The organism is Novosphingobium sp. CF614 (genome assembly GCF_900113255.1).
Classification (GTDB): Bacteria; Pseudomonadota; Alphaproteobacteria; order Sphingomonadales; family Sphingomonadaceae; genus Novosphingobium.
Map to the genome: position 1 here is coordinate 23,271 of NZ_FOOR01000017.1, position 19,996 is coordinate 43,266.

24 protein-coding genes and 1 tRNA gene are annotated in these 19,996 nt (G+C 66.2%); 18 read left to right on the top strand and 7 right to left on the bottom strand.

Features of this window, described 5'->3' with window-relative positions; translation table 11 throughout:
* Nucleotides 1-20: 20 nt before the first annotated feature.
* The 8 genes from BM052_RS15175 to BM052_RS15210 all read left to right on the top strand — a co-directional run bounded on the left by BM052_RS15175 (nt 21) and on the right by BM052_RS15210 (nt 6,769).
* Nucleotides 21-3,209, top strand: a complete 3,189-nt coding sequence (locus BM052_RS15175) for an intermembrane phospholipid transport YdbH family protein (protein WP_091148327.1) — start codon at nt 21-23, stop codon at nt 3,207-3,209.
* Nucleotides 3,206-3,511 (top strand): YnbE family lipoprotein, encoded by a 306-nt coding sequence (locus BM052_RS19990; protein WP_177198505.1) that lies wholly within the window; start codon nt 3,206-3,208, stop codon nt 3,509-3,511. The genes BM052_RS15175 and BM052_RS19990 overlap by 4 nt, the downstream gene beginning before the upstream one ends.
* The gene (locus BM052_RS15185) at nt 3,511-3,927 is read left to right on the top strand and encodes a YdbL family probable chaperone protein (protein ID WP_177198506.1); all 417 of its coding nucleotides are present in this window, start codon (nt 3,511-3,513) and stop codon (nt 3,925-3,927) included. The genes BM052_RS19990 and BM052_RS15185 overlap by 1 nt, the downstream gene beginning before the upstream one ends.
* A gap of 292 nt (nt 3,928-4,219) precedes the next feature.
* Nucleotides 4,220-4,540: an AtpZ/AtpI family protein gene (locus tag BM052_RS15190; protein ID WP_091148269.1), complete on the top strand. Its 321-nt coding sequence runs from the start codon at nt 4,220-4,222 to the stop codon at nt 4,538-4,540.
* Between the two features lie 71 nt (nt 4,541-4,611).
* Complete coding sequence (locus BM052_RS15195) at nt 4,612-5,400, top strand: F0F1 ATP synthase subunit A (protein WP_091148270.1); 789 nt, start codon at nt 4,612-4,614, stop codon at nt 5,398-5,400.
* A gap of 43 nt (nt 5,401-5,443) precedes the next feature.
* Complete coding sequence (locus tag BM052_RS15200) at nt 5,444-5,671, top strand: F0F1 ATP synthase subunit C (RefSeq protein ID WP_091148272.1); 228 nt, start codon at nt 5,444-5,446, stop codon at nt 5,669-5,671.
* Nucleotides 5,672-5,748: 77 nt separating this feature from the next.
* Nucleotides 5,749-6,240 (top strand): F0F1 ATP synthase subunit B family protein, encoded by a 492-nt coding sequence (locus BM052_RS15205; protein WP_091148273.1) that lies wholly within the window; start codon nt 5,749-5,751, stop codon nt 6,238-6,240.
* Nucleotides 6,233-6,769 carry a F0F1 ATP synthase subunit B family protein gene (locus BM052_RS15210; protein ID WP_255406180.1) on the top strand — a complete coding sequence of 179 codons (537 nt, stop codon included), beginning with the start codon at nt 6,233-6,235 and terminating at the stop codon, nt 6,767-6,769. The genes BM052_RS15205 and BM052_RS15210 overlap by 8 nt, the downstream gene beginning before the upstream one ends.
* Before the next feature lie 184 nt (nt 6,770-6,953).
* Here BM052_RS15210 and gloB read toward each other — a convergent pair whose 3' ends face one another.
* From gloB to aroA, 6 genes are all read right to left on the bottom strand, one after another.
* Nucleotides 6,954-7,712, bottom strand: coding sequence for a hydroxyacylglutathione hydrolase (gloB, locus tag BM052_RS15215; protein ID WP_091148274.1), 759 nt, complete (start codon nt 7,710-7,712; stop codon nt 6,954-6,956).
* A gap of 101 nt (nt 7,713-7,813) precedes the next feature.
* Nucleotides 7,814-9,523 carry a 30S ribosomal protein S1 gene (gene rpsA / locus BM052_RS15220; protein WP_091148275.1) on the bottom strand — a complete coding sequence of 570 codons (1,710 nt, stop codon included), beginning with the start codon at nt 9,521-9,523 and terminating at the stop codon, nt 7,814-7,816.
* Nucleotides 9,524-9,753: 230 nt separating this feature from the next.
* Nucleotides 9,754-10,272 carry a GNAT family N-acetyltransferase gene (locus BM052_RS15225; RefSeq protein WP_091148276.1) on the bottom strand — a complete coding sequence of 173 codons (519 nt, stop codon included), beginning with the start codon at nt 10,270-10,272 and terminating at the stop codon, nt 9,754-9,756.
* 33 nt (nt 10,273-10,305) lie between these two features.
* Nucleotides 10,306-10,959, bottom strand: a complete 654-nt coding sequence (locus BM052_RS15230; RefSeq protein WP_091148335.1) for a (d)CMP kinase — start codon at nt 10,957-10,959, stop codon at nt 10,306-10,308.
* A 223-nt stretch (nt 10,960-11,182) separates the two neighbouring features.
* The gene (locus BM052_RS15235) at nt 11,183-11,641 is read right to left on the bottom strand and encodes a nucleoside deaminase (protein WP_255406182.1); all 459 of its coding nucleotides are present in this window, start codon (nt 11,639-11,641) and stop codon (nt 11,183-11,185) included.
* Complete coding sequence (gene aroA, locus BM052_RS15240) at nt 11,638-12,966, bottom strand: 3-phosphoshikimate 1-carboxyvinyltransferase (protein WP_091148278.1); 1,329 nt, start codon at nt 12,964-12,966, stop codon at nt 11,638-11,640. Before aroA ends, BM052_RS15235 begins: the two co-directional genes overlap by 4 nt.
* A gap of 214 nt (nt 12,967-13,180) precedes the next feature.
* Between aroA and BM052_RS15245 the strand changes: the two genes are divergently transcribed.
* From BM052_RS15245 to rimM, 5 genes are all read left to right on the top strand, one after another.
* Entirely contained in the window at nt 13,181-13,498 is a 318-nt protein-coding gene (locus tag BM052_RS15245; RefSeq protein ID WP_091148279.1) for a TIGR02300 family protein, read from the top strand.
* A 156-nt stretch (nt 13,499-13,654) separates the two neighbouring features.
* Nucleotides 13,655-13,730, top strand: a tRNA-Ala gene (locus BM052_RS15250).
* 206 nt (nt 13,731-13,936) lie between these two features.
* Nucleotides 13,937-15,367, top strand: coding sequence for a signal recognition particle protein (ffh, locus tag BM052_RS15255; protein WP_091148280.1), 1,431 nt, complete (start codon nt 13,937-13,939; stop codon nt 15,365-15,367).
* A 31-nt stretch (nt 15,368-15,398) separates the two neighbouring features.
* A complete protein-coding gene (rpsP, locus tag BM052_RS15260; protein WP_091148281.1) occupies nt 15,399-15,827 on the top strand; it encodes a 30S ribosomal protein S16 in 429 nt (142 codons plus the stop codon).
* A gap of 88 nt (nt 15,828-15,915) precedes the next feature.
* Nucleotides 15,916-16,425, top strand: coding sequence for a ribosome maturation factor RimM (gene rimM, locus BM052_RS15265; RefSeq protein ID WP_091148282.1), 510 nt, complete (start codon nt 15,916-15,918; stop codon nt 16,423-16,425).
* A gap of 10 nt (nt 16,426-16,435) precedes the next feature.
* Here the strand turns inward: rimM and BM052_RS15270 are convergent, their stop codons facing one another.
* Nucleotides 16,436-16,744 (bottom strand): hypothetical protein, encoded by a 309-nt coding sequence (locus BM052_RS15270; RefSeq protein ID WP_091148285.1) that lies wholly within the window; start codon nt 16,742-16,744, stop codon nt 16,436-16,438.
* Between the two features lie 101 nt (nt 16,745-16,845).
* Here BM052_RS15270 and BM052_RS15275 point away from each other — a divergent pair, with 101 nt between their 5' ends.
* The 5 genes from BM052_RS15275 (at nt 16,846) to rplS (ending at nt 19,944) form a co-directional block, all read left to right on the top strand.
* The gene (locus BM052_RS15275) at nt 16,846-17,763 is read left to right on the top strand and encodes a LysR substrate-binding domain-containing protein (RefSeq protein WP_091148286.1); all 918 of its coding nucleotides are present in this window, start codon (nt 16,846-16,848) and stop codon (nt 17,761-17,763) included.
* Between the two features lie 53 nt (nt 17,764-17,816).
* Nucleotides 17,817-18,092 carry a hypothetical protein gene (locus tag BM052_RS15280; protein WP_091148288.1) on the top strand — a complete coding sequence of 92 codons (276 nt, stop codon included), beginning with the start codon at nt 17,817-17,819 and terminating at the stop codon, nt 18,090-18,092.
* Nucleotides 18,085-18,471 carry a type II toxin-antitoxin system VapC family toxin gene (locus BM052_RS15285; protein WP_091148338.1) on the top strand — a complete coding sequence of 129 codons (387 nt, stop codon included), beginning with the start codon at nt 18,085-18,087 and terminating at the stop codon, nt 18,469-18,471. Before BM052_RS15280 ends, BM052_RS15285 begins: the two co-directional genes overlap by 8 nt.
* A 358-nt stretch (nt 18,472-18,829) precedes the next feature.
* On the top strand, nt 18,830-19,576 hold the full coding sequence (gene trmD, locus BM052_RS15295; RefSeq protein ID WP_091148291.1) for a tRNA (guanosine(37)-N1)-methyltransferase TrmD: 747 nt from the start codon (nt 18,830-18,832) through the stop codon (nt 19,574-19,576).
* Nucleotides 19,573-19,944 carry a 50S ribosomal protein L19 gene (gene rplS / locus BM052_RS15300; RefSeq protein WP_091148292.1) on the top strand — a complete coding sequence of 124 codons (372 nt, stop codon included), beginning with the start codon at nt 19,573-19,575 and terminating at the stop codon, nt 19,942-19,944. The genes trmD and rplS overlap by 4 nt, the downstream gene beginning before the upstream one ends.
* Nucleotides 19,945-19,996: the final 52 nt, after the last annotated feature.

Genomic DNA, 19,996 nt, shown 5'->3' on the forward strand with positions numbered 1-19,996 from the left:
CAGCGCAAGTGATGGAGCGGATGGCGCAACAGCACGACCAGTTCCCCGAGCCCGATTTCGCGGCGAACGAGGCAAGCGCGCCGGCTCCGCGCCGTGCGCGCTGGCTGCTCGCGCTTGGCGCGTTGCTGCTGCTCGCGCTCGGCCTGGCCTGGACCATGCGCAAGGACATCGCAGACAACGTAATCGCCGCCCAGCTCGAATCGCTGGGCTTGCCCGCGCGCTACAAGGTCGTTTCGATCGGCCCGTCGGAGCAGGTGATCCGCGATCTGGTGATCGGCGATCCCCGGCGGCCGGACCTGGCTATCGCGGAACTGCGCGTCGCCACCCGTCTTTACTTGGGGCTGCCGGGAATCGGCCGGATCACGATCGTGCGCCCGCGCCTCTACGGCACTTTCCGCGATGGCCGGGTCAGCTTCGGCAGCCTGGACAAGGCCTTGTTCACCGGCGCGGGAGCACCGTTCGAGATGCCCGACCTCGACGTGGCGCTGGTCGATGGGCGGGCGCTGATCGAGAGCGATGTGGGCCGGATCGGCGTCAAGCTGGAGGGCAAGGGCCCCCTTCGCGGAGGCTTTGCCGGCACGCTGGCTGCCATTACGCCCGAACTCGCACTCGATGGCTGCAAGGCCGGCCGCACCAGCCTCTACGGCAAGCTCACCACCACGGCGCAGCGGCCGCGCTTCGAGGGGCCGGTGCGGATGCAGGTCCTCTCGTGCCCGGACCGGGCGCTCACCCTGGCGCGGGCGGGGCTGCTGCTCGACCTCAGGCTGGACGAGGCGCTCGACGGCGGAGAGGGCAAGCTGGGCTTCGATGCGGGCCCCGGCGGCTATGCGGAAGCCCGGCTGGGGCGCGGTTCCGGCACTGCCAGGTTCACCTACCGCAAGCGCTCGCTCAATGCGCGTTATGGCATCTCTCTCTATGGCCTGGACACCTCTCAAGTACGCTTCGCCAGCCTCTCGTTCGACGGTAGCGCCCGCTCCGCCGAGGGGCTCGCTCACTTCGATGTCGAAGGCGATCTGGCCGGCAAGGGGATTGCGCTCGGCTCCGGGCTCGACCGGGTGCTGTTCGATGTGGAACGGGCAGGCCAGGGCACGCTCGCGGCCCCGCTGGCCGCGCAGATCCGCGCTGCGCTCGCCCGGGAGACGCGCGGCAGCACACTTGCGGTCAATCTGATCCTTCGCCGCAGTTCCGAAGGGTTCAGTCTCGTCGTGCCGCGCGGTTCGCTCAAGGGCGGCAGCGGCGCCTCGCTGCTCACGCTCTCGCGCGCCCAGGCGATGTTCGGCACCGGGAGGCTCCCGCGCGTGACCGGCAATTTCGCCATTGGCGGACAGGGCCTGCCGCAAGTAACGGGGCGGATGGAGGGCGGCGGGCGCGAAAGGCTTGCCATGCAGGTCGCCATGCCGGAATATCGTGCGGGCGAGACCCGCGTCGCGCTCCCTCGCCTGGCCTTGGTGCAAGGCGCGAACGGGGCGCTTTCCTTCAACGGAGAAGCCCGCCTGACCGGCGAGCTACCCGGCGGCCGGGCGGAAAACCTGGTGCTTCCGCTTGCCGGGAACTGGGCCGCCAACGGCGACCTGGCGATCTGGCCGCGTTGCAGCGACATCGCGTTCGATCGGCTCCGCTTCGCCAACCTGACGCTCGACCGGCGCCGCCTGTCGGTCTGTCCCGCAGCCGGCGGTGCCATCGTTCGGGGCAGCAACGGCGATCTGCGGGTGGCCCTGGGCGTGCCCGCGCTGAACCTTTCCGGGCGGCTTGGCGAAACGCCGATCCGCATCGCCAGCGGGCCGCTGGGCCTGGCCCTGGGCGGCGGGCAACCCGGCGCGCTCAAGGCGCGCGCGCTCAAGGTCGAACTTGGACCGGCCGAAACCGCCTCGCACTTCAGCATCACCGATCTTGGCGCACGTATCGGCAAGGAAGTCGCCGGGACTTTCGACGAGGCCGACATCGGGCTCTACGCCGTCCCGCTGGACTTGCGACGGACATCGGGCCGCTGGCGCTACGCGGCGGGGGTCTTCTCGGTCGAAGGCGCCACCTTCACGCTTGTCGACCGGCAGCCGGTGGTGCGCTTCCAGCCGATGATCGCGCGCGACGCCGTGCTGCGTCTCGCCGATAACACGATCACCGCGCAGGCGACGATTCGCGAGCCCAGCAGCGACCGCGAGGTGGTGCGCGCCGATATCGTTCACGATCTTGCCCGCGCCGCCGGCCACGCCGACCTCGCGGTGGACGGGATCAGGTTCGACGACAAGCTGCAGGCCGATTCGCTTTCCGGACTGGCCCTGGGCGTGGTTTCCAATCTCCAGGGCCTGGTGCGCGGTTCGGGCCGCATCGACTGGGATGCGCAGGGCGTCACCAGTCACGGCCGCTTCGCTACCGACGGAGTGGACTTCGCAGCTGCTTTCGGCCCGGTGAAAGGGCTTTCGGGCGAGGTCGTCTTCACCGACCTGCTCGGCCTTGTCACCGCGCCTGACCAGACCTTGCGGATCGCCTCGATCAATCCCGGCATCGCGGTGGACGACGGCACCCTCTCGTTCGAAATGAAGCCGGGTTACTTCCTGCAGATCAATGGCGCGCGCTGGCCCTTCATGGACGGGACGCTGACGCTCGATCCGGCGCACATGCAGATCGGCGTCGCCGAGACGCGGTACTACACGCTCAAGGTCAGCGGGCTCGACGCCGCGACTTTCGTGCAGCACCTGGAACTGTCCAATATTAGTGCCACCGGTGTGTTCGACGGCGAATTGCCGCTGGTTTTCGACGAAAGCGGTGGCCGGGTGGAGAACGGCTACCTGGTCTCGCGCCCGCCGGGCGGCAACGTCTCCTATGTCGGCGAACTGACGTACAAGGATCTCTCGGCCATGGGCAATTTCGCGTTCGGCGCGCTCAAGTCGGTGGATTACGACCGCATGGAGATCGGCCTTGGCGGATCGCTTACCGGGGATATCGTTACGCGCGTCAGCTTCGACGGGCTCGGCCAGGGCGCGGGCGCCAGGCGGAACTTCCTGACCAGGCAGATCGCCAGGCTGCCGATCCGGTTCATCGTCAATATCCGGGCGCCGTTCTTCAGCCTGTTCGGTTCGATGCGATCGCTCTATGATCCCAGCTATGTGGCCGATCCGCGCACGCTGGGCCTGATCGATCCGAAAACCGGGGTTCGCCCAGCCCTGCCCAATTCCACCATTCAGCCTCCAGTCAGCGAGAAAAGGCCATGACGGCGCATGAATTGACCGGAAGCTTTCCGGCTGCGACAAGCCCGCAAATGACACGGCGGGGAATGAACAGAGTGCAGCGGGAAAGCCAAGGGCCCGGTGGGCGCGCCGTTCGCGCCCTGTTGAAGCCGGTGTTGATGCTGATGGTTGCGGGAGCGTCCGGCGCGCTCGGGGGGTGCGTGAATCTCGCGGCGCCCGATAAGCCGATCGTGATCGAGCTGAACATCAATATCCGGCAGGACGTGGTCTATCGTCTTGATGCCGATGCGGCCAAGACGATCGAGCAGAACAGGGACGTCTTCTGATGAGTTGGTTGCAAGGCAAGATTTTCAGGATTGGTGGCCTCGGGATTGGTGGAACGGCCGTTGCGGCCGCTCTGCTCGTCGCGGCGCCGATGGCGGTTCATGCCGAGGGCCGCAGTCCCGAGTATGCGGCCGCGCGCGCCGCCGGGAAGGTGGGCGAACAGCAGGACGGCTACCTTGGCACCGTCGGCAGCCAGCCGGCCGCGATCACGGCGATGGTGCGCGATCTCAACAACAAGCGCCGCGCCATCTACACCGAAGGCGCCGCGTCCAAGGGCAGCACCGTCCAGGAGTTCGCCACCGCCACCGCCTGCCGTCTTCTGGCCGAAACCACGCCGGGAGAGAAATACCAGGCGCCGGACGGCTCCTGGCAGACCCGCGGCGCCACGTTGCCGCCGCGTCCCGCCGGCTGCAAGTGACGGCGCGGTAACGCGCGGCCCCGCACTTTCGTTGATTCGCATGCAAAAGGGTCCGGGTGGCAGCGATGCCCCTCGGACCCTTTTTCGTCGTCTCGCAAAGGCGGCGTCGATTTGGTGAAACCATGGTATTGCTGCGGCGCGCCCTTGCGCGGCGGCGGGGGCTGTCGACAAGAGTTGCAGCGCAGCACGTGCCACGGTTGACTCGGGAAAAGCCGCAACCTAAGGGGGCGGCGCCCTCGCGGGCGACCCGTTGCGCGCGTCAATCGTTCCTGTGTGAAAAGAGGAGCCTGACATGAACGACGAGCAACCCGCGCGAGACCCTGTTGGCGAGGATGCGCGCATCGATTCGCTCGAGGAACGGCTGAAGGCCGCCCGCGAGCGCGAAGAGAAACGCAACAAGCCGGTCGCGGGCGCGGAGGCGGACGAGAATTATCGTGCCGGAAACCGCGTCCTTGCCGAGCTGCTGGGGGGTATCGTCGGCGGCCTGTTCCTGGGGTGGGTGATCGATCACTTCGCCGGGACGACGCCCTGGGGCCTGTTGGTGATGTTGTTCCTCGGAATCTTCGTCGCCTTCAGGAACATCATCCGGATGTCGAACCGGCGCCCCGACTGACTCCCTGAAAAAGAGGGTAACGCGAAGGGCGCTGTCGCGCATGTTGTAGGTTAAGTCGAGGGCACAAAGACGTGGCAGCCGAAGCGGGCAAAGTCGATCCGATGCACCAGTTCTCCATCGAGCCCTTGTTCGGGACCGATAACTGGCAGATCGCGGGCTATCACATCCCCTTCACCAATTCCGCGCTGTGGATGACGATATCCGCCGTGGCCCTGCTGATCTTCGTCGCGGGCGGCCTGAAGCGCCAGCTGGTGCCGGGCCGCTGGCAGATGGCGGTGGAGACTTTCACCGGCTTCGTCGACGGGATGCTCGCCGCCAACATCGGCCCCAACGGCAAGAAGTACGTGCCCTACATCTTCTCGCTGTTCATGTTCATCCTCTTCGCCAATTTCTTCGGGCTGCTTCCGCTGGGTGTCGTAGGCGTGCACGCCTTCACTTTCACCAGCCATTTCAGCGCGACCGGCGTGCTTTCGGTCATGGCCTTCGCGATCGTGCTGATCGTCGGCTTCGCGAAGCACAAGCTGCACTTCTTCTCGCTGTTCGTGCCCCACGGCACGCCGCTGATCATGATCCCGCTGATCTTCTGTATCGAGCTGGTTTCCTTCCTGGTGCGCCCGTTCAGCCTTGGCCTGCGTCTCTTCGTCGCGATGATGGCCGGCCACGTCCTGCTGGAAGTGCTTTCGGGCTTCGTCATCAACGGCATCAACGCCGGTGTCGGAATCGGTCCCGTTGTCAGCCTCCTCAGCTTCATCCTGATGGTCGCCATCTGCGCGCTCGAGCTGCTCGTCGCCGCGATCCAGGCCTATGTCTTCGCGCTGTTGACTTCGCTCTATCTCAACGACGCAGAGAACCTTCACTAAGTCCGTCATCTTCAGACACGCTTTTCAAAAAGGGAGTTTTCACATGGATCCTCAAGCAGCCAAGCTCGTCGGCGCCGGTCTCGCAGCTATCGGTGCAGGCATGGCCGCCATCGGCGTGGGCAACGTCTTTGGTTCGTTCCTCGAGAGCGCGCTGCGCAATCCCGGCGCGGCCGACGGCCAGCAGGGCCGCCTGTTCATCGGCTTCGCCGCCGCCGAACTTCTCGGCCTGCTGTCGTTCGTCGTCGCGATGATCCTGATCTTCGTCGCCTGAACGATTGAACCTGACCTGACTGGCCTGGACCGTCCTCGGCAGGGGGCGGTCCGGCCGGCCAAGCTTCGGAAACCCGCATGCCTCAAATCGCGCAACTTGGCGAAACCTACGCCAGTCAGATCTTCTGGATTCTGCTGATCTTCGGCTTTGTCTTCTTCGTCATCGGCAATGGCATGGTGCCCAAGGTCATGGCGACGGTCGCGCTGCGCGACAAGCAGATCGGCAATGACCTTGCCGCCGCGGAAGCAGCCCGCAAGGCTGCGGATGCCGAGGAGGAAGCATGGCGCAAGCGTGAGAACGAAAATCGCGCCCAGGCTCAGGCGATCATCGCCGGCGCCAAGACGCAGGCCGCCCGGGTGACCGAAGGGCGCCTGGCCGAAGTGGCCGTGAAGCTCGATGCGCAGCTCGCCGAGGCGGATGCGCGCATCGCTGCCGCGCGCGACGGCGCGCTCAACGAGATCGAGACCGTGGCGACCGAGGCGGCGAGCGACATCGTCGCGCGTATCGCCGGCGTCACTGTCGACGAAGCGGCGGCCCGCGCCGCTGTGAAGGAAGCGCTCCATGGCTAATCTTCTCCCACTCCTTGCCGCGGCGGCGGAGCACGGCGCCGAAGCCGAGCCGGCCGCGCTGGGCCTTGCGCCCGGAGCGTGGGTCGCGCTCTCGATGATCGTGCTGCTGGCGGTCGCGGTCTGGAAGAAGGCGCCGGCCATGCTGACCGGAATGCTCGATTCCAGCATCGCCGAGATCCGCAAGGAGCTTGACGAAGCCAGGACCCTGCGGGCCGAGGCGGAAGCGCTGCGCAAGGAATACGCCGACAAGATCGCCAATGCCGAGAAGGACGTGGCGGCCATGCTCGAGCATGCGAAGCACGAGGCCGAGGCGATCGTCGCCAAGGCCGAGGCCAACACCACCGACGTAATCGCGCGGCGCGAAAAGATGGCCCAGGACAAGATCGCCGCCGCCGAGCGCGCCGCCATCGCCGACTTGCGCGCCAAGGCCGCATCCGCCGCCGCCGTCGCCGCGCGCGGGCTCATCAAGGCCAATCACTCGGCCGCTGCGGACAAGGTGCTGGTGGACGAGGCGATCGGGGGGATGTGATCCTTCGATCTCGTCCAGCCCTGGAAACAAAAGAGCCCTCGTCTTCGGACGGGGGCTTTTTTGTTTCCCGTTCCTCTCATGCCGGGTGGCGAAGTCGCCGAAGCAATCCAGGGCGAATGGATTGCCGCGCCGCCCTTGCGGCTCGCAACGGCGAAAATGTGGAAACATGCGTTTGAGCTTGCTCTCAAAAGCTGTCCTTCGCGCTCCTCAGCGCCGCGAATGTCGCCACCGCATCACCACCGCCCCAGCGAGCCTGTAGTGCCGGATCGTCGGCGCGCAGGAACGGGTTGGTCTTGAGTTCGCGCTCCAGCTTGGTGGGGACGGTGGGCAGGTTCTTGGCGCGGCGGCGGACGATTTCCTCGGCATAGGCCGCGAGTTCAAGGTTGTCCGGATCCGCGTGGAGCGCGAACCGCGCGTTGGACTCTGTGTATTCGTGGGCGCAGTAGAGCATCGTCTCGGGAGGGAGGGCCTTGATGTGCTTGAGGCTGGTCCAGAACTGCCGCGGCGTGCCTTCGAACATACGGCCGCAGCCCAGCGCGAAGAGCGAATCCCCGATGAAGGCGATGCAGGCGCCGGGCAGGTGGTAGGCGATGTGGCCCAGGGTGTGGCCGCCCACGTCGATGACCACGGCCTTGCGATCGCCGATGGTGACGACATCGCCTGGCCGGACCGTGCGATCGACCGCCGCGATCCTTTCGGCTTCGGCTTTCGGCGCGGTCACCTTGCAGCCGGTCACGGCCTTGATCGCCGCGTTGCCGCCGGCGTGGTCCTGGTGCCAGTGGGTGTTCCAGATCTGCGTGATCTGCCAGCCCTTGCGACCCGCCTGGCGCAAGTATTCGTCGGCATCGGGCGTGTCGATGCAGACGGTCTCCTGGCTTTGGTGATCGTGGAGCAGGTAGCCGTAGTTGTCGGACAGGCACGGAAACTGATGAACTTCGAGCATGGGACCTCTCCTCGTGGGAGAGATGTAGGTTTCAACCGCCCAAAGCAAAAGCCCGCCCGGATCGCTCCGGACGGGCTTTTGTCTGTTCGCTTGTTCGACGATCAGCGGTTCTTCAGCGCCTCGCCGAGGATGTCGCCGAGCGACGCACCCGAATCCGACGAACCGTACTGTTCGACAGCCTGCTTCTCTTCGGCGAGCTGGTGCGCCTTGACCGAGAAGTTCGGCTTCTTCGAACGGTCGAAGCCAGTGACCATCGCATCGATCTTCTGGCCGACCTGGAAGCGGTCCGGACGCTGCTCGTCGCGGTCGCGGCCAAGGTCGGAGCGCTTGATGAAGCCGGTGGCGCCATCGTCGCCGGCCTGCACTTCGAGGCCGCCGTCGCGCACTTCGAGGACAGTGACCGTGACGACTTCGCCGCGGCGCAGCGAGCTGCCGCTGGTGGAGGCGGTGCCGCCAGCCGCCGGGGCGCCGCGCTCGAGCTGCTTCATGCCCAGGCTGATGCGCTCCTTGTCGACATCGACGTCGAGCACCACGGCCGAGACCTGTTCGCCCTTGCGGTGCAGCGCCAGCGCGTCCTCGCCCGAGATGCCCCAGGCGATGTCCGACATGTGGACCATGCCGTCGACGTCGCCGTCGAGGCCGATGAACAGGCCGAACTCGGTCGCGTTCTTGACTTCGCCCTCAACCTGCGAACCGATCGGGTGCTTCTCGGCAAAGGCTTCCCAGGGGTTCTGCTGGGCCTGCTTGAGGCCAAGGCTGATACGGCGCTTGTCGCTGTCGACCTCGAGCACCATGACTTCGACTTCCTGGGAGGTCGAAACGATCTTGCCGGGGTGGACGTTCTTCTTTGTCCAGGACATCTCGGAGACGTGGACAAGGCCCTCGATGCCTGCTTCCAGCTCCACGAAGGCGCCATATTCGGTGATGTTGGTGACGGTGCCGGTGAGCTTGGCGCCGACCGGGTACTTGACCGCCGCGCCTTCCCACGGATCGCTTTCAAGCTGCTTCATGCCGAGCGAAATGCGCTGCGTGTCCTGGTTGATGCGGATGATCTGGACCGTGACGGTGTCGCCGATGGCGATCACTTCGCTGGGGTGGTTGACGCGCTTGTAGCTCATGTCGGTGACATGGAGCAGGCCGTCGATGCCGCCCAGGTCGACGAAGGCGCCGTAGTCGGTGATGTTCTTGACGACGCCGTCGATCACCTGGCCTTCGGAGAGCTTGTCGATCAGCTCGCTGCGCTGTTCGGCGCGGGTTTCCTCGAGCACGGCGCGGCGCGAGACGACGATATTGCCGCGGCGGCGGTCCATCTTGAGGATCTGGAAGGGCTGCGGCACGTCCATCAACGGGCCGACGTCGCGGACCGGGCGGATATCGACCTGCGAGCCGGGCAGGAAGGCCACGGCGCCGTCGAGGTCGACGGTGAAGCCGCCCTTGACGCGGCCGAAGATCACGCCTTCTACGCGCTTGCCTTCGCCGAACTCGTTCTCAAGCTTGTCCCAGGCGGCTTCGCGGCGGGCGCGGTCGCGGCTGAGCATCGCTTCGCCGTCGGCATTCTCGACGCGGTCGACATAGACTTCGACTTCGTCGCCGACCTTCAGGCCATGGTCGCCTTCACCGCGTGCGAATTCGCGCAGCGGCACGCGGCCTTCGCTCTTGAGGCCCACGTCGATGACGGCCTTGTCGTTTTCGATGGCGGTGATGGTGCCCTTGACGACGCGGCCTTCGAAGCCGTCATCGGCGACGCCGCCGAGCTGTTCGTCGAGCATTTTCGCGAAATCATCGCGAGTTGGATTGGCGGAAGATGCCATGTGCGGTTCTCTCACTCTTCGATATTTCCGGCCAGGCGGTTGTTTCCGCCGGTCTTTCCTCCGCCATCCGCACCATTGCGCCGGCGGGCCAAAAGGGCCGAACTGCCATGGCGGCCGGATGCCGGCCATGGCGCCCCCTGGACCCGGGAGTCCGCGAGACGCGCGGCCCTTATGCGTGATGGGCCGGAAAAGCAAGGAAAATGGGGCTGTGAGCGGTGAACCCGTCCGGGTCAGGGCCGCGCCGCCAGTTGCTTGCCCATGCGCTGCAGCGGCACTTCGACCCCTTCGATCGATGCCAGGTGGACCGCATCGATCGGCTCGTACCCGCAGGACCGGTAAAGCGGCATGCCCGCCATGGTCGCCATCATTTCGGTGCGGCGAAAGCCCGCGTCCCAGGCCGCGCCCTCGCACAGGGCCATGACCTGGCGGCCGACGCCGCGGCGGGCGAAGTCGGGATCGGTGTACATCGCCCGGATGCGCGCGGCGTCGCAGGCGGGGTCCAGGGACTCCGGCGCGCGCGCGACCATGCTGGCATCGCCGCCATAGAGGGTGGCGCGAAAGCTCCAGCCGCCGCAGCCGGCGATCCTGCCATCGCGCATGACGATGAAGTATGTCCCGTCCTTCACCAGCTGCGAGTCGAGCCCCATGACCTGGTGGCTGGCGCGCACTTGCTCCGCCGTCAGGAAGCCGGTCTGCAACCGCTCGATCGCCCGGCGCATCACCTCATGGAGCGCGGGCAGGTCATCCATTCCCGCCAGGCGGAAAGTCTGCGGCGGCAACGCTCAAATCCCCTTGGAGGCCGGTATGCCGTGCGTTTGAGCGTACCGCCGCTTCACCAGCCCGATCGCCTCGGCAATCGCCTCCTCGCGCCCCAGTTCGGAGGTGTCGAGCACTACGGCATCGTCCGCCGCGACCAGCGGCGCGTCCTTGCGGTTGCGGTCGCGTTCGTCCCGCGCGGCGAGGTCGGTGGCGATGTCCTCAAGCGATACCTCGCGGCCCTGCGCCTGCATTTCAAGGAACCGGCGCCGCGCCCGCGCCTCGACCGAGGCGATGACGAACAGCTTCACTTCGGCCTCTGGCGCGATCACGGTGCCGATGTCGCGCCCGTCGAGCACCGCGCCGCCCGGCTGCAAGGCGAAAGCCCGCTGGCGCTCGAACAGCGCGCGCCGCACCGTGGGATGGACCGAGACCCGGCTGGCGAGACCGCCGGTCTCTTCCGAGCGGAGTTCCGGGTCCGCGAGCAGGCCTTCCGGAAAGGCGCAGGCGGCGAGCGCGGCAACCGGATCGTCAGGGTCGCCGCCGTCAAGCCAGCACTGGCGGCCGACCGCGCGGTAAAGCAGCCCGGTATCGAGATGCGGCAAGCTGAAGCGAGCGGCGAGGGCCTTGGCTATCGTGCCCTTGCCCGAAGCGGTGGTTCCATCGACGGCGACGATCATGGCCAGCCTCATGACGCGGTGCACAAGAGTTGGCAAGACTGGAGGGAGGGGGCGTATCCGTTGACGCGTGCCAAGTCCATTTGCGCGAGACTCATCTTCTCTCTTCGTCGTTGCGAGGCGCCGCTGCCGCCGAAGCAATCCAGGGCAGCATCGAACTGCCCTGGCCAACACCCCGGATTGCCGCACCGCCTTTGGTGCCACGCATCGCCCCGACGCGGGATCGTCAATCGGCGATATCTTCCGCCCAGAGGGTGCCGTTCTCGGCAATGAAGCGGGCCATCAGGTCGATGCAGCGCGCATCGTCGACGATCTCCACCTCGACGCCGTGGTCGCGCAGGAACTGTTCGTTGCCGCCGAAATTGCGGTTCTCGCAGATCACGACGCGGGGAATCTTGAACTGGACGATGGTGCCCGCGCACATCATGCAGGGCGAGAGCGAGGTGTAGAGCGTGCAGTCGCGGTAGCTCGCCTGCCGGCCGGCGTTCTGCAAGCAGTCCATTTCGCCGTGGAGGATCGGGTTGCCTTGCTGCACGCGGCGGTTGTGCCCGACCGCGACGATCTCGTTGCCGCGCGCCAGGGCGGAGCCGATCGGCAATCCGCCTTCGTCGTAGCTCTTGAGCGCCTGTTCGTAGCAGGCATCGATCGCGCGCCGCCTGGACGCGGCCATGCCGATCGCGGTCACTGGGTCAGCCCTTCCAGCATCGTCTCGAATACCGGAAAGCTCGTCGCGATCGGGCGGGTGTCGTCCACTTCCACGCCTGCGCGGCTGGCCAGGCCCGCCACTGCCATGGACATGGCGATGCGGTGATCGAGGTGCGTGGCGATGGGGCCGGTGGTGCCCGCCAGCGGATCGCCGCCGGTGCCGGTGATGACAAGACCGTCCTCGCGCTCCTCGATCCGCGCGCCGGCGGCGGCCAGCGCCGCCGCCATCACCGCGAGGCGGTCCGATTCCTTGACGCGCAGTTCGTCGAGGCCGCTGGTGGTGGTCACGCCCTCGGCCAGCGAGGCGGCGACGAACAGGGCGGGAAATTCGTCGATCATGCTGGGCGCGAGGGCGGGATCGACCTCGATGCCCTTGAGCGCCGAATGTTTCACCAGCAGGTCGGCGACCGGCTCGCCGCCGACTTCGCGCGCGTTGAGTTCCTCGATCCGTCCGCCCATCTGGCGCAGCACCGTGACCAGCCCGGCGCGGGTGGGGTTGAGGCCGACGTTCTCGATCACGATTTCGCTACCCGGCACGATCAGCGCGGCCACCATGAAAAAGGCCGCCGAGGAAGGATCGCCCGGCACGTCGATCACTTGCGGCTTCAGTTCGGCCTCGCCGTGCAGCGTGATGATCCGGGTGCCGTCCGCCGCGATCTCGACATTCAGCTCCGCGCCGAAACCGCGCAGCATGCGTTCGGAATGATCGCGCGTCGGCACCGGCTCGATCACGGTGGTGATCCCGGGGGTGTTCAACCCGGCGAGCAGCACCGCGCTCTTCACCTGGGCCGAGGCGACCGGCAGGCGGTAGGAAATCGGTACGGCCGGCGACGCGCCCCGGACGATCAGCGGAAGCCGCCCGCCCTCGCTCGCCTCGAAGCTTGCGCCCATCGTCGCCAGCGGATCGATCACCCGGCCCATCGGCCGCTTCGAGAGCGAGGCGTCGCCGACGAAGCTCGCGGTGATCGGATGGCTGGCGACCAGGCCCATCAGCAGCCGCGTCGAAGTGCCCGAATTGCCCATGTCGAGCGGCGCTTCGGGCTGGAGCAGGGCGCCCACGCCGACACCGTGGATCGACCATTCTCCGCCCGCATCACTGGCGCCGGTGCGTTCGACGCTAGCGCCCATGGCGCGCAGCGCGGCGGCGGTGGCCAGCACATCCTCGCCTTCGAGCAGGCCCGTGACCCGCGTTTCTCCCACGGCCAGCGCGCCGAGCATGATCGAGCGGTGGCTGATCGACTTGTCGCCGGGAACGCGAATCCGTCCCCTGAGCGGTCCCGTGGGCAGGAAGCGGCGGGGGCGCATCTGGGAATGGGCGGCATGGCTCACGGAAAACGGCTTTCGCTTGGGGAACGAGGATGAGGGTGTTACGGGCGGCGGCTTTTGACAGCGCGCGCCGCCTATGGCAAGGCGCGCGCCCTGATGCGAGCCTGACGCTTGATTTTGTGGCCGGGCCTTACCATCAAGACACGGATTTTTTCGCGCCCCACTTGCGGGACGCGCCAGACGAGGACGATTCATGGCCAAGCCAGAGTGGGGTGCCAAGCACGGCTGCCCGAAATGCGGCACGCGCTTTTACGATCTGGGCAAGGACGACCCGGTTACCTGCATCGAATGCGGCAACGCCTGGCACCCCGAGCCGGTGCTGAAATCGAAGCAGCCGATACCCTTCGAGGAGATCCAGAAGAAGGAAGTGGTCGAGGTCGAGGACGTCGATCTGGCCGAAGAGGATCTGGACATCGACGAGGATTCCGATTCGCCCGACAACGATGTCGATCTGGGCGGCGATGACGACCTGGGCATCGGCGCGGGCGACGACGGCGACCGCGACGATTGAGGCCTTCGGGGCGCCTGCCGAAAAATGCGGGCGCCTCCAAATTCCCTCTTGCCAACCGGGATGCCCCTCACTAGACGGCGGCCTCCCGAGCGCAAGCACCAGGCTGGTGCGGGGAACGGAGCGGACCTCCCAGGCCCGATCCGGATGAAATGGCACGGGGCCGTAGCTCAGCTGGGAGAGCGCTACAATGGCATTGTAGAGGTCAGGGGTTCGATCCCCCTCGGCTCCACCATTTCAAGAAATGGTTGCACCTCGGGACTTCTTCGGAAGAATTGGGGCTCCGCCATTTCGACATATGAGTTTCGCGTGATCGCGATACGCTGGTTGACGAGGTTTCGTCCGCCGGCGTTTTTCGCGTAAGAGTCACGGCACGCCGGTCAGCGAGGTTTCGCCCACCGGCGTTTTCGGCGTTTCGGCGCCATGTTGAGGAGTTGGTTGATGTTCGACAGCCTCTCGGATCGTCTCGGCGGCGTGTTCGACAAGCTGCGCGGCCGCGGCGCGCTGAAGGAGCAGGACGTCCGCGACGCCATGCGCGAAGTGCGCATCGCGCTGCTGGAAGCCGATGTCGCGCTTCCGGTCGTCCGCCGCTTCGTGGACCAGGTTACCGAGAAGGCGGTGGGCCAGTCGGTGCTGCGCTCGGTCACGCCGGGCCAGCAGGTCGTCAAGATCGTCAACGACGCGCTGGTCGAGATGCTCGGCGGCGAGGACGTGCCCGGCCTCGATCTCGAGGCGGTGCCGCCGGTCGTCATCATGATGGTCGGTCTCCAGGGCTCGGGCAAGACCACCAGCACCGCCAAGATCGCCAAGCTGCTCAAGGAGAAGCACGGCAAGAAGGCGATGATGGCCTCGCTCGACGTCAACCGTCCGGCGGCGCAGGAGCAGCTCAAGGTGCTCGGCGAGCAGGTGGGCGTCGCCACCCTGCCGATCATCCCCGGCCAGCAGCCGACCGAGATCGCCACCCGCGCCCTGCAGGCGGCGAAGCTGCAGGCGGTGGACGTGCTGCTGCTGGATACCGCCGGCCGCCTCCACGTCGACCAGCAGCTCATGGACGAGATGAAGGCGGTCGCCGCAATCTCCAACCCGCGCGAAACGCTGCTGGTGGTCGATTCGCTGACCGGCCAGGACGCGGTCAACGTCGCCCAGTCCTTCGCCGGGCAGGTGGATCTCACCGGCGTCGTGCTCACCCGCATGGACGGCGATGCGCGCGGCGGCGCGGCGCTGTCGATGCGCGCGGTCACCGGCAAGCCGATCAAGTTCGCCGGCACCGGCGAGAAGATGGACGCGCTCGAGGTGTTCCACCCGAGCCGCGTCGCGGGCCGCATCCTGGGCATGGGCGATATCGTCTCGATCGTCGAAAAGGCGGCCGAGTCGGTCAAGGTCGAAGAGGCCGAGGCGCTCGCCAAGCGCATGGACCAGGGCAAGTTCGACATGAACGACCTGCGCATGCAGCTCAAGCAGATGCAGAACATGGGCGGCCTCGGCATGCTCGCGGGGATGATGCCGGGCATGAAGAAGGCCAAGGCGGCGATGGCGCAGTCGGGCATGGACGACCGCGTGCTGGTGCGCATGGAGGCGATCATCAGCTCGATGACCCCGAAGGAGCGCGCCAACCCGGCGTTGCTCAATGCGAAGCGCAAGATCCGCGTCGCCAACGGTTCGGGCACCCAGGTCCAGGACGTCAACAAGCTGCTGAAAATGCACATGGAGATGTCCAAGGCGATGAAGCAGATCAAGAAGATGGGCGGCCTCAAGGGGCTGGCCGCGATGTTCGGCAAGGGCGGCCTCGATGCCGCGATGCCGGGGCTCGGCGGCCCTGCCGCCGGCGGCGTTGGCAGTATCCCGGACTTCAGCAAGTTCGGCAGGAAGTAATTTTTCAGAAGTTTGACAGAAAGGTAGAAAAATGTCCGTTTCGATCCGTCTTTCGCGTGGTGGCGCCAAGAAGCGCCCTTATTACAAGATCATCGTTGCCAACTCGCGCGCGCCGCGCGACGGCAAGTACCTGGAGCAGGTCGGCACCTACAACCCGATTCTCGCCAAGGACGATGCGAACCGCGTGCGCCTGGTCGAGGATCGCGTGCGCTACTGGCTCGGCGTCGGCGCCCAGCCGACCGACCGCGTTGCGCGCATGCTCGACAATGCCGGCATCAAGGAACGCGCCGCCACCGTGAATCCGAGCAAGGGTGAGCCCGGCAAGAAGGCCAAGGAGCGTGCCGAGGAGAAGGCCGAGAAGCTGCGCGAGGCCGAAGAGGCCGCCAAGGCTCCGGTTGAGGCCGCGGCCGAGGAAGCTCCGGCCGAAGAGACTGGCGCCGAGGAATCGACCGAGGCGTAACCCAGAGTGTCTCGATTTCGCTCGACAGGAACGGATTTCGTGATCCGGTTCGCTTCGAGCGAAGTCGGGAACCGCTGAAGCCGGCGCCATGTCCAAGATCGATCGCCCCGTCACGCTCGCCGCCATTGTTGGCGCGCACGGCGTGACCGGCGAGGTCCGCCTCAAGCTGTTCGGAGAAGGCGTGGCGGCGCTGAAGCGCTACCGCGTCTTCAACGATTCGTCGCTGACGCTCAAGGTCCTGCGCGATGATGGCAAGGGCGGGGCCATCGCCCGTTTCGCCGAAGTGGCAGACCGCACCGCCGCCGAGAAACTGCGCGGCACCGCCCTGACGGTGCCGCGCTCGGCGATGCCGGAGTTGGCGGAAGGCGAGTATTATCACGCCGACCTTCTGGGTCTGCCGGCGGTCTCGACCGAGGGCGAGGCGCTCGGAACGGTCGTGGCGGTCGAGAACTTCGGCGCCGGCGATGTTCTCGAGATCGAGCGGCCGGTGGGCGAGGATGGTAAGAAGCACCGCTTCATGGTGCCCATGACCGAGGCCGCGGTGCCCGGATGGGATCACGAGAAGCTGGTGATCGCCGCCGCCTTTGCCGAGCGGTGAGGCGTCACCGTCAGGCGAGAGGCGGGGGCGTGAGGCATGCGGTGCTGGCCGCATGGCTGGTTTCCGGGCCGGCGACGGCCGCCATGACGAGCAGAAGCACGGCCAGGACGGTGCCTGCGGTCAAGCCGCCGAGAAACGCGCGCCCTGTAAGCCTGGCTTTGCGCGCCAGCGGCGATTCTCCGCACCGCCGCTGGAATACTCCCCAGTCCGCGCCATAGCGGTGCAAGCGCCGTGCCCTCGCGCGGAGGGCATCATCGAGATCGGCGGAAAACCGGACATGGCCGGCATTCCAATCGCGTAAAAAGTGTTCGTCCTGCATGATCTGGTCCCTCTTTCCGATGGCCTGGAAATGCGCGTTTCAAGGGCGGCGCGCCAACAAAAACTCTGGCCAAGGGTATAAGGCAGCCTTATTATCCAGGCATGGATCGTTTCCCGTCCCTGACCGCCGTGCGCGCCTTCGAGGCGGCGGGCCGGCATGAGAACTTTTCGCGCGCGGCGGAAGAGCTCGGCATGACGCAGGCGGCGATCAGCTACCAGATCCGCCAGTTGGAAGGTCATATCGGCCGCCCCCTGTTCGTGCGCGAAAAAGGCAGGGCGCGCCTTTCCGACAGCGGCCGGCGCCTGCTGCCGGCGATCAGCTCCGCCTTCAAGACGATCGGAGACGCTTTCGCGGCCATACGCAGCGAGGACGACGGGGTGCTGGCGATACAGGCTTCGGTTTCCCTCGGCGCCACGTGGCTGAGCAGCAGGATCGGGCGTTTCCAGTTGCGCCATCCCGATTTCGCCGTCCGGCTTTCGCTGGCGAACGAGGTCATCGATCTGGTGGCTTCGAACTACGACGCCGCGATCCGCGTCGGCTCGGGGCAATGGGAGGGATTGCGGAGCGAATTCCTCTTCCGCCAGCACTTCACGCCGATCTGCGCACCCTCGTTCCTGAAGCAGCATCGCATAACCCGCCCCGAGGACTTGCTGACCGCCGAGCGTTTCGCACCGAATGACGTCTGGTGGACCGAATGGTTCGCGGCGGCGGGCGTCGAAACGCCGCCGCTGCCGCGGCGCGGGGTGGTGATGGACAACCAGATGCAGGAGGCCAATGCCATGCTGGTTGGGGGCTTCGGAATAGGGCTGATGTCTCCCCTGTTCTGGCGCACCGATCTTGAGAGCGGGCGGCTGGTGCAGCCGTTCGAGACGCTCTATTTCCCGGGTAACGCGCAGTGGCTGGTCCACTCCGAATCCCGCGTCGGCGTGCGCAAGATCGAGCGCCTTCGCGAATGGCTGCGCGAGGAAGTGGCGGCCGACCGCGATTTCCTGCCGGCCGAGGTCTGGGAGCCGCTGTGATTGACGGTGCTCGCGGGGTCAAGTATATACATCACGTATATACGGAGGCCGTCATGGGCAAGGAATATACCGCGAAGAGCTTCAAGTCGGGAAATTCGGTCGCGATCCGCATGCCGGCCGGGCTCGGTATCGAGCCGGATCGGGAGTGGATCGTGGCCCGTGATGACAACGGCGATCTGCTCATCAAACCCCGCGGTCCGCATGGAAAGCGGATCGACCTCACCGGCATTTACGGCTCGAAGCCGGGCCTGAAGCCGCTTGAGCCGGAGGATCGGTCGCTTTCCGGGCGCGAACTGGATTGGTCCGGGCAGAGGCTTGCGCGTGATTGAGCCGCTTTACCTGCTGGATTCCAACATCTGCATCTATCTGCTCGAAGGCCTGTCCGACGCCGCGCGCGACCGGGTCGAGGCGTGCCAGCCCGGCGAGGTGGTGACTTCGGCTATCTGCCTGGCCGAAGTGATGCGCGGCGTGGACCGTGCGGATCAAAAATCCTTTGCCAAGGCGGAACGCCTGTTCAAGGTCATACCGGTGCTGGACTTTGGCGCCGCGGCTGCTTTGTGCCACGCGGGTCTACCCTTTCGCCGGCACAGCTTCGATCGCCTGATCGCCGCGCATGCACTCTCCGCCGGCTTGACATTGGTGACGAACAACGAGGCGGACTTTGCGGATGTGCCGGGGCTGATGGTGGAGAACTGGACAATGGGATGATCGCAGTTCTTCTCTTGCTCATAGTTATCCCTCTCCTCTTCGGCGCCCCCATTGGGTATGGCGTGTTCAAGGTTGGCACGAGAATTTACCCGCAATGGAGCGGCGGGCGATTGCTCGTGCTTGCCGTGATTGCCTTGCCATCATCTATGCTTCTGCTCGACGGTCCGGCTTTCCTCGCGTTACTGGTGGGCGAGGCGCCTTCTGACTCGCTTGACGATGCTCCGCAGCGTGGCTTTTGGATGTTGCGGTTTCTTCTTCTGCCTTTCTGTCTCGCAAGCATTCCATGTAGTTATCTTGGTGCGTGGCTGGCATTGCGACGTCGGCGGATACCAACGAGGCCAGGCTTGGAAACGTTCAAATGACCTTCACCGCAACCGTCCTCACCCTCTACCCGGAGATGTTTCCCGGCGCGCTCGGCCTGTCGCTGGCGGGCAGGGCGCTTGCGGAGGGGAAGTGGTCGATCACGCCCGTCCACATCCGCGACTTCGCGACCGACAAGCACCGCACCGTCGATGACACGCCCGCCGGCGGCGGCGCCGGGATGGTGCTCAAGGTCGATGTCCTTGCCGCCGCGATCGATCGTGCGCGCGTGCTCAGCCCGAACGCGCCGGTCATCGCCATGACCCCGCGCGGCAGGCCGATCACGCAGGCCCGCGTGCGCGATCTGGCGGCAGGGCCGGGCGTCACTATCCTGTGCGGCCGCTTCGAGGGCTTCGACGAGCGCATCTTCGCCGGCAGGGGCGTGGAGGAGATCTCGGTTGGAGACATCGTGCTCTCCGGCGGCGAACCGGCGGCGCTGATGCTTCTGGACGCTTGCATTCGCCTGCTTCCCGGCGTAATGGGCGCGCCTTCCAGCGGGGCGGAGGAGTCGTTCGAGGACGGCCTTCTCGAGTACCCGCACTATACCCGCCCCACCGAGTGGGAAGGGCGCACGATCCCTGAAGTGCTGCGATCGGGGGATCATGCGAAGATCGCCGCCTGGCGGAAACAACGGGCGGAGGACGATACACGGTTACGCAGGCCGGACCTTTGGGAGCGTCACAGGGACGCTCGGGGCCAGCCTGCCTCTGGCGCGCGGCATGAACATGAGGACTTGGGTTCATGAACCTGATTCAGCAGATCGAGGCCGAGGAAATCGCCAAGGCCGCCAAGGATATTCCGGAGTTCCGCCCGGGTGATACGCTGCGCGTCGGCGTCAAGGTCGTGGAAGGTACGCGTACCCGCGTCCAGAACTTCGAAGGCGTGTGCATCGCGCGTTCGAACCGCGGCATGGGTTCGAACTTCACCGTGCGCAAGATGAGCTTCGGCGAAGGCGTGGAACGCGTGTTTCCGCTCTACTCGCCGAACATCGATTCGATCACCGTGGTCCGCCGCGGCGTCGTGCGCCGCGCCAAGCTGTACTACTTGCGCGGTCGTACCGGCAAGCGCGCCCGCATCGCCGAGCGCCGCGAAGTTAGCGAAGCCAAGGCGTAAGGCCGGCACCGGTCCGGCCCCGCGGGGTCGGGCGGCTTGGGAGGCGGTTCGA

What these genes read in the sequence shown, in the direction of transcription:
- BM052_RS15175 (WP_091148327.1), top strand. Translation starts at nt 21, where the DNA reads ATGGCGCAACAGCACGACCAGTTCCCCGAGCCCGATTTCGCGGCGAAC.
- BM052_RS19990 (WP_177198505.1), top strand. Translation starts at nt 3,206, where the DNA reads ATGACGGCGCATGAATTGACCGGAAGCTTTCCGGCTGCGACAAGCCCG.
- BM052_RS15185 (WP_177198506.1), top strand. Translation starts at nt 3,511, where the DNA reads ATGAGTTGGTTGCAAGGCAAGATTTTCAGGATTGGTGGCCTCGGGATT.
- BM052_RS15190 (WP_091148269.1), top strand. Translation starts at nt 4,220, where the DNA reads ATGAACGACGAGCAACCCGCGCGAGACCCTGTTGGCGAGGATGCGCGC.
- BM052_RS15200 (WP_091148272.1), top strand. Translation starts at nt 5,444, where the DNA reads ATGGATCCTCAAGCAGCCAAGCTCGTCGGCGCCGGTCTCGCAGCTATC.
- BM052_RS15205 (WP_091148273.1), top strand. Translation starts at nt 5,749, where the DNA reads ATGCCTCAAATCGCGCAACTTGGCGAAACCTACGCCAGTCAGATCTTC.
- BM052_RS15210 (WP_255406180.1), top strand. Translation starts at nt 6,233, where the DNA reads ATGGCTAATCTTCTCCCACTCCTTGCCGCGGCGGCGGAGCACGGCGCC.
- gloB (WP_091148274.1), bottom strand. Translation starts at nt 7,712, where the DNA reads ATGCTCGAAGTTCATCAGTTTCCGTGCCTGTCCGACAACTACGGCTAC.
- rpsA (WP_091148275.1), bottom strand. Translation starts at nt 9,523, where the DNA reads ATGGCATCTTCCGCCAATCCAACTCGCGATGATTTCGCGAAAATGCTC.
- BM052_RS15225 (WP_091148276.1), bottom strand. Translation starts at nt 10,272, where the DNA reads ATGGATGACCTGCCCGCGCTCCATGAGGTGATGCGCCGGGCGATCGAG.
- BM052_RS15230 (WP_091148335.1), bottom strand. Translation starts at nt 10,959, where the DNA reads ATGATCGTCGCCGTCGATGGAACCACCGCTTCGGGCAAGGGCACGATA.
- aroA (WP_091148278.1), bottom strand. Translation starts at nt 12,966, where the DNA reads ATGCGCCCCCGCCGCTTCCTGCCCACGGGACCGCTCAGGGGACGGATT.
- BM052_RS15245 (WP_091148279.1), top strand. Translation starts at nt 13,181, where the DNA reads ATGGCCAAGCCAGAGTGGGGTGCCAAGCACGGCTGCCCGAAATGCGGC.
- ffh (WP_091148280.1), top strand. Translation starts at nt 13,937, where the DNA reads ATGTTCGACAGCCTCTCGGATCGTCTCGGCGGCGTGTTCGACAAGCTG.
- rpsP (WP_091148281.1), top strand. Translation starts at nt 15,399, where the DNA reads ATGTCCGTTTCGATCCGTCTTTCGCGTGGTGGCGCCAAGAAGCGCCCT.
- rimM (WP_091148282.1), top strand. Translation starts at nt 15,916, where the DNA reads ATGTCCAAGATCGATCGCCCCGTCACGCTCGCCGCCATTGTTGGCGCG.
- BM052_RS15270 (WP_091148285.1), bottom strand. Translation starts at nt 16,744, where the DNA reads ATGCAGGACGAACACTTTTTACGCGATTGGAATGCCGGCCATGTCCGG.
- BM052_RS15275 (WP_091148286.1), top strand. Translation starts at nt 16,846, where the DNA reads ATGGATCGTTTCCCGTCCCTGACCGCCGTGCGCGCCTTCGAGGCGGCG.
- BM052_RS15280 (WP_091148288.1), top strand. Translation starts at nt 17,817, where the DNA reads ATGGGCAAGGAATATACCGCGAAGAGCTTCAAGTCGGGAAATTCGGTC.
- trmD (WP_091148291.1), top strand. Translation starts at nt 18,830, where the DNA reads ATGACCTTCACCGCAACCGTCCTCACCCTCTACCCGGAGATGTTTCCC.
- rplS (WP_091148292.1), top strand. Translation starts at nt 19,573, where the DNA reads ATGAACCTGATTCAGCAGATCGAGGCCGAGGAAATCGCCAAGGCCGCC.